Source organism: Candidatus Binataceae bacterium, from assembly GCA_035500095.1.
GTDB lineage: Bacteria > Desulfobacterota > Binatia > Binatales > Binataceae > JAKAVN01.
Genome location: DATJXN010000131.1, coordinates 23,500 through 32,591, shown reverse-complemented (window position 1 = coordinate 32,591; position 9,092 = coordinate 23,500). Strand labels below are relative to the sequence as shown.

Here is a 9,092-nt window from a genome sequence, read left to right as displayed (position 1 = left end):
CCGCCGGGGTCGACGCAATTTTCAAACAGCAGAAGTTTCAGCAGGGTCCCAAGGATCGCAAGGGCCCGATCACGGTCGCGGCGGCCGTCGACGCCGACAACAAGAAGCTCAAGTGGGGCGCGGGCGACGCCCGCCTGGTGGTTTACGGCTCGACCGACTTCGCCGACAACCAGGACATCGCGCAGGTCTTCAACCAGGATTTCTTCCTCAACACGGTGGATTGGCTGGCCGGCGAGAGCGCCACGATCGCGATTCGCCCGCGCGCGCTGCGCGCCTCGCGCGTGGACCTGAGCGTCAGCCAGTTCAACACTGTTTTCGTGGCCTCGGTGCTGATGTTGCCCGAGCTGCTGCTGATCCTGGGAATCGTCGTGTGGTGGGAGCGGCGTAACTGACGCCGCCGCTGAAGTTCGGCTCCGCGTTCTGCGATGCGTCTGCGCAATACCGTCATCGTTCTAATCCTGCTGGTGGTGCTGGGCGGCTATTCGCTCATCATCCTGTTCGGTTCCCGGCCGGTGCCGCCGCCGACGCTGTTCAACGTCGACGCCAGGCACATCAGCGGCATCGACCTCCGCTACCCCGACAGCGAACTCGAGCTGGTTCGTAATCCCAATCACACGTGGAGCGTGGTCAAGCCGATCAAGACCGACGGCGACCAGGGTTCGGTCGACGGCCTGGCCCAGGCGCTGGCCAACGCGCAGCTCACCCGCACGATCCAGGACCAGCCCGTGAGCCTCAAGCCCTTCGGTCTCGAGACACCCACGGCGAGGATAACCGTCACGACCGATAACAAGGGCGTCCTGCCCGAACTGCTGGTCGGCAATGCAAGCCCGGTGAGCACCGGGGTTTACGTGAAGCTCGCCAATCAGCCGTCGGTGCTGATGACCACCAGCGATTTCACCAGCGCGATCACCAAGAAGGTCAACGACGTGCGCTCGCGTGAGCTTGCGACCTTCAACATGGAGGACGTGCAACAGATCGTGCTGCACAGCGGCGCCAGCGCGCCGATTGAAATCGACCGGCAGGGCGGGCAATGGCGAATCGTCGCGCCCGGCCACTATCCGGCCGACGCCGATAGTGTCGCGCAGATGCTGACCGCGCTGGTTGATGCGCACATCAACGAGTTCGTGACCGACGCGCCCAAGGACCTTGGCCAGTACGGGCTGAAGAATCCGCAGATCGAGATCGACGTTTACACCGGCAAGGACAAGACCAATCATCCGCTGCTGATTGGACTGGAACAGCCGCAAGCTTCAAAGAAGGCCGTTTACGCCAAGCGCGGCGGCGAGAATTCGGTCTACACCGTGGATGACGCGCTGCTCGCCAAGGTCAACCTGAGCGCATGGGACCTGCGCGACAAGACCGTGATGAGGTTCGACCCGCTCAAGATCGGGCGTCTCGAAATCGAAAACCACGGCAAGCAGTTCACGCTCTCGCGCGGCCAGGCCGGCAAATGGCTGGTGGCCGACGGTAACAAGAGTTCGCCCGCCAACGGCCAGGCCGTGCAGACTTTTCTCGACGAGCTGGCGAATCTGAAGGGCGATAAGATCGTTCAGGACCCGATGACCGATCCGCAGAAAGTCTCGATGGACAAGCCGACCGAGCAGATCGCGGTCTTTGGTCTGGACGACAAGAAGATCGGCACGGTCAAGCTCGCGCAGATCCACACCAAGGTGCAGGTGGCGCCTGCCGAAGGCGACGACGAGTCCGAATCGAAGTCCAAGGCCGAGCGGACCGAGACGCGGATCGAAAACTACGCGACCTCTACCGCAGGCACCGCGGTTTACAGTCTGCGCGAGTCCGACTTCAGCCAGTTGGACATGAACGGGGACCAGTTTCAGATGACCCAGGCACTAGGGACGCCCGCGCCTATGCCGGCGAAAAAATAGTCACCGGTCCGCGAATTTCTTTTGGCGGCCCCGCGGCCCGGCGCTCAGCCTTCGGCGATAACGTAAGCCATCGCGCTGGTCGCGGTGTGGGTGAGGCTCAGATGGAAGACGGCGATGCGCTTGCGGCGCGCGAACTCGGCCGCCTTGCCCGAGAGCACGATCGTCGGCGCCTGGCCGCGCTCGCGCACCACTTCGATCTCGCGCCAGCCCACGTTGCGGTTCCATCCGGTGCCCATCGCCTTCATCGCTGCCTCCTTGGCGGCGAAGCGGGCGGCATAGCTCTGGTAGCGCGGGCGTCCGCGCGATTCGCAGTAGGCGACTTCGCGCTCGGTATAGACGCGTTCGCGAAAGCGCTCGCCGGTCTGCGGGCGGGTAAGCGCGCGCTCGACGCGTTCGACTTCGATCATGTCGATTCCGGTGCCGGCGATCCGCATGACGCCGCAATCTTAGACGGAGCGAATGGACGAAGAAAGGCTCGAGGGGCCGGCGAAACGGCTTGCGGCCACTCGACGCCCGATTCTATTCTTCATTACAGAACCGGCCGGCAGGAGAACCCGATGGCGCAGCTCAAGATCACCGTCAACAAAGCGAAATGCATCTCGAGCGAGGATTGCATCGAGTCGGCGCCGACCGTCTTTCGTCTCGACGCCGAGGGCAAGTCTGAGGTCTACGATCCGGCCGGCGCGCCCGACGCGGCCATCCTGGCTGCAGCGCGCGGATGTCCGGTCAAGGCGATAGTCGTACTTGACGAAGAAACCGGGACACAGCTATTTCCGCCACCCAAAAAATAGCCGCACGCCGGCGCCGCGCGCCGGGCGAACTGTACGTCGCACAGACCGGCGATCTTGCAGCGATCGAAGTTCTGCTGGCCCAGGTCGGCGAATCGGCGGGAATCGCCGCAGGCGGACTGGACGCGCCGGGCGCGTGCTGGATAGGCGCATCGGTCGGAGATGCGAGCACCGTTCTGGCCGGAATCATTGGAATCGAGACGATCGTCGATATGGCGGTCATCCGGTCGCTCGCGGTTAGCGAGGCGATGCGCCGGCGCGGAATCGGCACGGCGCTGGTCGGAGCCGCGCGCAAGGCGGCGCATACGCGCGGCGCGCGAAAACTGTATGCGCTCGGTCGCCGCGGCCACGACTGTATAAGCCGGGACGGTATAAGCCAGGACTATATGCTTCGCTTCGGATTCGAGCCTGTCGCATTGACCGCGATGGTCGAAGATCTGGACGGCACTTTCACGGCGGGCTATCTGCGCGCCCATCCGGAGCAGCTCGCGCGAATCGACGCGCTCGGGCTCGACCTCTCGCGCGACGGCGTGATCGAACGTTGATCGCGGCGTTGAGTCGCGGCGCGAAACGCCGCTCTGATCGCTTTCAAACCGCCGGCGGATTCGGAAACACCTGCTGATAGGATCTTTTCGCGCGGAACTCGATCGCGGCCGGTTCGGCAGGCTGCCTTTCGCGTAGTCCCAGGTCGAGGATCATACATTTCACCGACCCGCCGCCCTTGGCCAGAAATTCGCTCACATCGACCAGCACCGGCTCGACATCGCGGTCATGTACCTTGGCGATCAGCGCATCGCTAATGCCTGCGGGCATGAACAGAAAGAACCTGCCGTCGTGGTCAACCTGGTATGAGTTGGCCGCGTAGAGCGCGGCGTCGGCCTCCGCCAGCTCGATCAGGTTGCCGCGAAACTCGGCGCGCAGACGCTCGCGGGACGCAGGCGTCATCCCCTCCATATAGGCGAGGAGATACTCGCGGCGCGGGCCGAACGAGCAGAGCACCGTGTCGCCGTGATAGTGCGCCTCCAGGCACAGCTCGAGCTCGATTATCGGATGTTCTTTCGCGATCAGTCGGAGTTCCTGGGCGGCGCCTGCGTCCGAGCGGAAGCCATAGACGCGCCGCCAGGGCGGAATCCCCAGGCGCGGAACGAAGCGCTGGCGTTCGACGCTCCCGTAGGTGAAAAGCATAAAGCTTCCGGCGGGGAAGAAATCGGCCTCGCCCTCGAAGCGCGCCGTCATCGCGCCGCATCGATAACCTATCGACTCGAGGAAAGGCCGATAGACCTCGCGCTCGCGGGCGCGCGTCGGCAGCAGGTTGGCGAGATAAAAAATCCTGTCTTCCGCAGGCGCGTCGCCCAGCGGATACAGGAAGCCCGCATTGGCGGGATAGACGAGACCGCTCAACCCCTGATGCGGTTCGATTACGCATACCTCTGCGCCGTACGCGAGGAGCGCACGCGCAAGCCCGTGCCATTGCTTGCGCGCGCGGCCGGCATCAACGGACTTCCTGATGCCGAGGACGTTGCGGGTGTGCGGATTGGCGCCGCCGAGTACCGAGAAATAGGTGGGATCGCCCATGAGGACGGTTCGGGGCATCGTTACGGCTCCGCTGCTGTTCCGCGACCCGGAGTATGTCCGCCGCGCGCGCGGCGCCGCGCCTACTTGCGGTCGAGTTCCGTCAGCAATTCGATCTGCGGCTTCTCGGCCAGCAGATTCGCGATCCGCGCGCCCATCTCTTTCATGTGCTCGGTCTTGCGATGCGTCGCGAAGGCGGCGTCGTCGGTGTAGGTCTCGTACCAGACGAAAGTGGTCGGATCGTCCTTCGACTTGTGCAGGACGTAAGTCAGGCAGCCCGGCTCGGCGGCGCGGACTTTCTTGATCATGTCGCGAAAGGCAGCCTCGAGTTCACCTTCGGATCCTGGCTTGGCTTTGATTCTCGCAATCAATGTGAACGACATCGGTTTCTCCTTGTTTTCTCTGGTCATAGTTGGGCCGGAGGCCTTTTACAAGCCGCCCCTTTTCGCAGCCCGCCCTGGCAGCAAGCGCCCGCGGCTTTGCGCTCGGCGCACGCTTCGCGCAAGATCGGTAGGCCGCTGGCGGGCCACGATTGCCTGAATGGCCGATTTGGCGGCACGCACAACCGAGCAGAGAGGGCAGATAATGATCGGGTTCGAGCTTACCGACGAGCAGAAGGACTTGCGCCGTCTCGCGCGCGAATTTGCCGAACGCGAGATGATTCCGCGCGCGCGCGAGTACGACGAGAAGGAGATCTTTCCGCGCGACGTCTGCGCGGCCGCCTTCAAGGCCGGCCTGATGAACCTCGGCGTGCCGCGCGAGCAGGGCGGCCTCGGCCTCAGCATCCTCGACTCGAGCATCATTATCGAGGAGCTGAACTACGGATGCTCCGGGATGGCTAACGCGGTCGGCGCCAACGAACTCGCAACGCTGCCGCTGGTGGTCGCGGGCAACGAGGAACAGAAAGCCACCTACCTCGGCCGCCTGGTCAAGGAGCTGACCCTTTGCGCCTTCGCGATCACCGAGCCGGGCGCCGGCTCCGACGTCGCCGCGATGAGCACGACGTATCGGCGCGAGGGCGACTCCTTCGTGCTCAACGGCACCAAGCATTTCATCTCGAACGGCTCGATGGCCGATTGGTACGTGACCTTCGCGACCGCCGACCGCAAGCTCAAGCACAAGGGCATCTCGTGCTTCGTCTTTCCCGCCGACCTTCCGGGGATCACGCGGCGGCGGATGCACGGCAAGCTCGGCCAGCGCGCCGCCGACACCGGCGAGATCGTCTATGACGAGGTGCGCATCCCGGCCAGCGCGATGGTCGGCCGCGAGGGCGAGGGCTTCAAGTACGCGATGGCGACGTTCGACCGCAGCCGTCCCGAAATCGGCGCGATCGCGACCGGCGTCGCCCAGCGCGCGCTCGACGAGTGCGTCAAATACTCGCAGCAGCGCCAGGCCTTCGGCGCGCCGATCGCGAGCTTCCAGGCGATCCAGTTCATGATGGCCGACATGGCGGTGGCGGTCGAAGCGATGCGTCTCTTGACCTACAAGGCGGCGTGGCTGGTCGATCGGGGCGAGAGCCCCAACGCGATTTCGAGTTACGCCAAGCTCTACAGCGCCGATGCCTGCATGAAGGTCACCACGGACGCGGTGCAGATCTTCGGCGGCTACGGCTACATGAATGACTATCCGGTGCAGAAGCTGATGCGCGACGCGAAGCTGCTGCAGATTTACGAGGGTACGTCGCAGATCCAGCGGATGGTGATCGCGCGGAGCCTGCTCAAGCAGTAGCCGCCGCGCGTGCGGATCGGTTTTATTTGTGCGTCTTCTCCACGGACGACGGGCGCATCATCGTGCTGGCGACATAAGTCGAGAGCGCGCGCGGCGCGAACTTGCTCGCGATCACCAGCGCGTTGTTGAGCGCGCCCGCCACGCATACTGAACGGCCGCTCGCGGCCGCCGCTATCGCCTGGCTGACGACCTGATCCGCTTCGGTCCACATGAACGACGGAGCGTGCATCCGCTCGTTGTTCGCGACCTTCTGGAACTCGGTGTGGACCGGCCCCGGGCAGAACGCCATCACGGTCACGCCCGTTCCCCGCAGTTCCGCGGCGACCGCCTCGCTGAAGCTCAGCACGAAGGCCTTGCTCGCGCCGTAAGTCGCCATGTAGGGCGTGGCCTGGAAGGCCGCGGTCGAGGCGACATTGATTACCGTGCCGCGCCGCCGTTCGACCATCGCGGGCAGAAACAGCCGCGTCATCGCCACCAACGAAGTTACGTTGAGCTCGATCTCTTCGAGTTCGCGCTCGAGCGGCAAAAGATGAAAGCTGCCGGTCGTGCCGAAGCCAGCGTTGTTGACCAGGTAATCGATTTGAACGCCGTCGCCGGCGAGCTGCTGATAGAGCGCGGCCGGAGTCTCATGCCGGGCGAGGTCAACAGGAACGATCCGCACCGTGCCGGAGCCTGCGGTGCGCGCGCGTCCGGCGACTTCCGCGAGCCGGTCTTCGCGCCGGGCGACCAACACGAGGTCGTAGTGCTCGCGGCCCAGCGCATAGGCGAACTGTTCGCCGAGCCCGCTCGATGCTCCGGTGATTAACGCGGTTGGCAAGTTGGCTCCTCCGTTGGCTCGGAAAGACCCGGAACGATGCGGGTTAAGCGGATGTAAGGCCCAGTTCCTTGCGGAAGTGCTCGACAGTCATCGCGAGTCCCTGGCGCAGCGGAATTTTCGGCGACCATCCGAGCGCCGAACTGGCGAGGCTGATATCCGGACGGCGGCGCACCGGGTCGTCGGGCCGCGCGGGATGGTATGCGAGCTTCGAGCCGCTGCGGGCAAGTTCGACCGCGAGCGACGCGAGCTCCAGGATCGTGAACTCATCGGGATTGCCGATATTGACCGGCCCGGTGAGACCTTCCGCGTTCATCATCCGCACCAGCGCCTCGATGATGTCGTCGACGTAGGCGAACGAACGGGTCTGCTTGCCGTCGCCATAGATCGGCAGTTCCTCGCCGCGCAGCGCCGCGACGCAGAAGTTGGACACCACCCGTCCGTCGTTGATCGCCATCCGTGGCCCGTAAGTGTTGAAGATGCGCACGATGCGGATGTCGACGTTGTTCTGGCGGTGGTAATCCATCATCAGGCACTCGGCCACCCGCTTACCCTCGTCGTAGCAGGAACGCACGCCGATCGGATTGACGTGGCCCCAGTAGCTCTCGGTCTGCGGATGCTGCTCGGGGTCGCCGTAAACCTCGCTGGTCGAGGTCAGCAGGATTCGCGCGCGCACGCGCTTGGCCAGCCCCAGCATGTTGATCGTGCCCATCACGCTGGTCTTGATGGTTTTGACCGGGTTGTACTGGTAGTGCACCGGCGAGGCGGGACAGGCGAGATGAAAGATGCGATCGACTTCGAGCAGAATCGGCTCGACGATGTCGTGGCGGATGAACTCGAAGGCGGGATGGGCCTTCAGGTGCTGGATGCTGGCGCGCTTGCCGCTGAAATAGTTGTCGAGACAGATGACGTCGTGCCCCTCGCGAAGCAGCCGCTCGCACAGGTGCGATCCAAGGAACCCCGCGCCGCCCGTCACCAGTATTCGCACGTCGCGCCCCTCCCGCAGGAAACTCCCGCAGCCCAGAATTCTAAAGGATTGGCCGCGTGCGCGGAAGGCTGCCCGCCGCGGCGGCGCGCGGCGTCAGCGGCGGTTTTCGCGCACCAGCGCGAGCACGTTCTCGATCACGTAGGCCACGTCGTCGTCGCTCATCGCGGGATAGATCGGCAGCGACAGGCATCGGCTGTACACGTCCTCGGCAACCGGGAAATCGCCGGTGCGGTAGCCGTAGCGTTGCTGATAGAAGTGCATCGTGTTGAGCGGAATGCAGTGCACCGAGGTTCCGACGCCGCGTTCGCGCAGAAGCTCGACCATCTGCGCGCGCCCGATCCGAAGCTGCTCGGGACGCATGCGCAGAACGTAGAGATGCCAGGCGTGCTCGATGCCAGGCTCCTCGTACGGGACCTGGAGCGCAGGCTCCGCGCGCAGCGCGTCGTTGTAGGCGCGCGCGATCGCCGTGCGCCGGCGCATGAATTCGTCGGCGCGCGCGAGTTGCGCCACGCCGATCGCGGCGTGGACGTCGGAGAGGTTGTACTTGAAGCCGACGTCGTGGATCTCGTAAAACCACGAACCGCTGCGATCGTAGCGCTTCCAGGCGTCGCGATTCATCCCGTGCAGGCTTGCGACCGCGATCCGCTCGGCCAGCGCGTCGTCCTCGGTCGTCACCATCCCGCCCTCGGCGCTGGTGATGTTCTTGGTCGCGTAAAAGCTGAAGCAGGACAGGTCGCCGATCGTCCCGATCCGCGTCATGCCGCGGCCCTCGAGATGGCGCGCCGAGCCGACCGCGTGCGCCGCGTCCTCGACGATCTTGAGGTTGTGGCTGCGGGCGATCGAGAGCAGACGGTCCATGTTGCAGGCGTGGCCGGCAAAGTGCACCGGCAAGATCGCGCGCACGCGCCGATTCTGTCCGTTTTCGAGGGCTTCCTCGACCCGCGCCGGGTTCAGGTTGAAGGTGCCGGGATCGACATCGACGAATACCGGTCTCGCGCCAAGGTAACCGATCACCTCGGCCGTGGCCGTGAACGTGAACGGCGTGGTGATGACCTCGTCGCCCGGTCCGACGCCGAGCGCGAACAGCGCCAGATGCAGCGCGCCCGTGCAATGCGCGACCGCCAGCGCGTGGCGCGCGCCGACGTAAGCGGCGAACTCTTTCTCGAAGCGCTTGGCTTTGGGGCCGGTGGTGATCCATCCCGAGCGCAGGCTGTCGAGCACCTCGCGCTCCTCAGCGGGGCCGATCGAGGGGCGATGAAAAGGGACTTGTCGCATCGCGGTTCGTGCGGAGTATAGAGGATCGCTTCGAAGCGCGG

The 9,092-nt window shown here is 64.6% G+C and carries 11 protein-coding genes; 5 read left to right on the top strand and 6 right to left on the bottom strand.

Annotated features, from left to right (window positions below; translation table 11 throughout):
• Positions 1-392 (top strand): hypothetical protein (locus VMI09_14070; protein ID HTQ25817.1); only part of this gene is annotated, 392 nt, incomplete at its 5' end.
• A 33-nt stretch (positions 393-425) separates the two neighbouring features.
• Entirely contained in the window at positions 426-1,886 is a 1,461-nt protein-coding gene (locus tag VMI09_14065) for a DUF4340 domain-containing protein (GenBank protein ID HTQ25816.1), read from the top strand.
• Positions 1,887-1,930: 44 nt separating this feature from the next.
• Here the strand turns inward: VMI09_14065 and acpS are convergent, their stop codons facing one another.
• Positions 1,931-2,320 carry a holo-ACP synthase gene (gene acpS, locus VMI09_14060; protein HTQ25815.1) on the bottom strand — a complete coding sequence of 130 codons (390 nt, stop codon included), beginning with the start codon at positions 2,318-2,320 and terminating at the stop codon, positions 1,931-1,933.
• A 123-nt stretch (positions 2,321-2,443) separates the two neighbouring features.
• Between acpS and VMI09_14055 the strand changes: the two genes are divergently transcribed.
• Positions 2,444-2,677, top strand: coding sequence for a ferredoxin (locus VMI09_14055; protein HTQ25814.1), 234 nt, complete (start codon positions 2,444-2,446; stop codon positions 2,675-2,677).
• On the top strand, positions 2,656-3,219 hold the full coding sequence (locus VMI09_14050) for a GNAT family N-acetyltransferase (protein ID HTQ25813.1): 564 nt from the start codon (positions 2,656-2,658) through the stop codon (positions 3,217-3,219). The genes VMI09_14055 and VMI09_14050 overlap by 22 nt, the downstream gene beginning before the upstream one ends.
• A gap of 43 nt (positions 3,220-3,262) precedes the next feature.
• Here the strand turns inward: VMI09_14050 and VMI09_14045 are convergent, their stop codons facing one another.
• Together VMI09_14045 and VMI09_14040 are read right to left on the bottom strand one after the other, a co-directional pair.
• Positions 3,263-4,267 carry an arginine deiminase-related protein gene (locus tag VMI09_14045; GenBank protein HTQ25812.1) on the bottom strand — a complete coding sequence of 335 codons (1,005 nt, stop codon included), beginning with the start codon at positions 4,265-4,267 and terminating at the stop codon, positions 3,263-3,265.
• A 62-nt stretch (positions 4,268-4,329) separates the two neighbouring features.
• A complete protein-coding gene (locus VMI09_14040) occupies positions 4,330-4,629 on the bottom strand; it encodes a putative quinol monooxygenase (protein HTQ25811.1) in 300 nt (99 codons plus the stop codon).
• Between the two features lie 157 nt (positions 4,630-4,786).
• Here VMI09_14040 and VMI09_14035 point away from each other — a divergent pair, with 157 nt between their 5' ends.
• On the top strand, positions 4,787-5,974 hold the full coding sequence (locus VMI09_14035) for an acyl-CoA dehydrogenase family protein (GenBank protein ID HTQ25810.1): 1,188 nt from the start codon (positions 4,787-4,789) through the stop codon (positions 5,972-5,974).
• Positions 5,975-5,996: 22 nt separating this feature from the next.
• Here the strand turns inward: VMI09_14035 and VMI09_14030 are convergent, their stop codons facing one another.
• The 3 genes from VMI09_14030 to VMI09_14020 all read right to left on the bottom strand — a co-directional run bounded on the left by VMI09_14030 (position 5,997) and on the right by VMI09_14020 (position 9,051).
• Entirely contained in the window at positions 5,997-6,791 is a 795-nt protein-coding gene (locus VMI09_14030; GenBank protein ID HTQ25809.1) for an SDR family oxidoreductase, read from the bottom strand.
• A 43-nt stretch (positions 6,792-6,834) separates the two neighbouring features.
• Positions 6,835-7,776 carry a UDP-glucuronic acid decarboxylase family protein gene (locus VMI09_14025; GenBank protein HTQ25808.1) on the bottom strand — a complete coding sequence of 314 codons (942 nt, stop codon included), beginning with the start codon at positions 7,774-7,776 and terminating at the stop codon, positions 6,835-6,837.
• A 93-nt stretch (positions 7,777-7,869) separates the two neighbouring features.
• The gene (locus VMI09_14020) at positions 7,870-9,051 is read right to left on the bottom strand and encodes a DegT/DnrJ/EryC1/StrS family aminotransferase (protein ID HTQ25807.1); all 1,182 of its coding nucleotides are present in this window, start codon (positions 9,049-9,051) and stop codon (positions 7,870-7,872) included.
• Positions 9,052-9,092 lie beyond the last annotated feature (41 nt).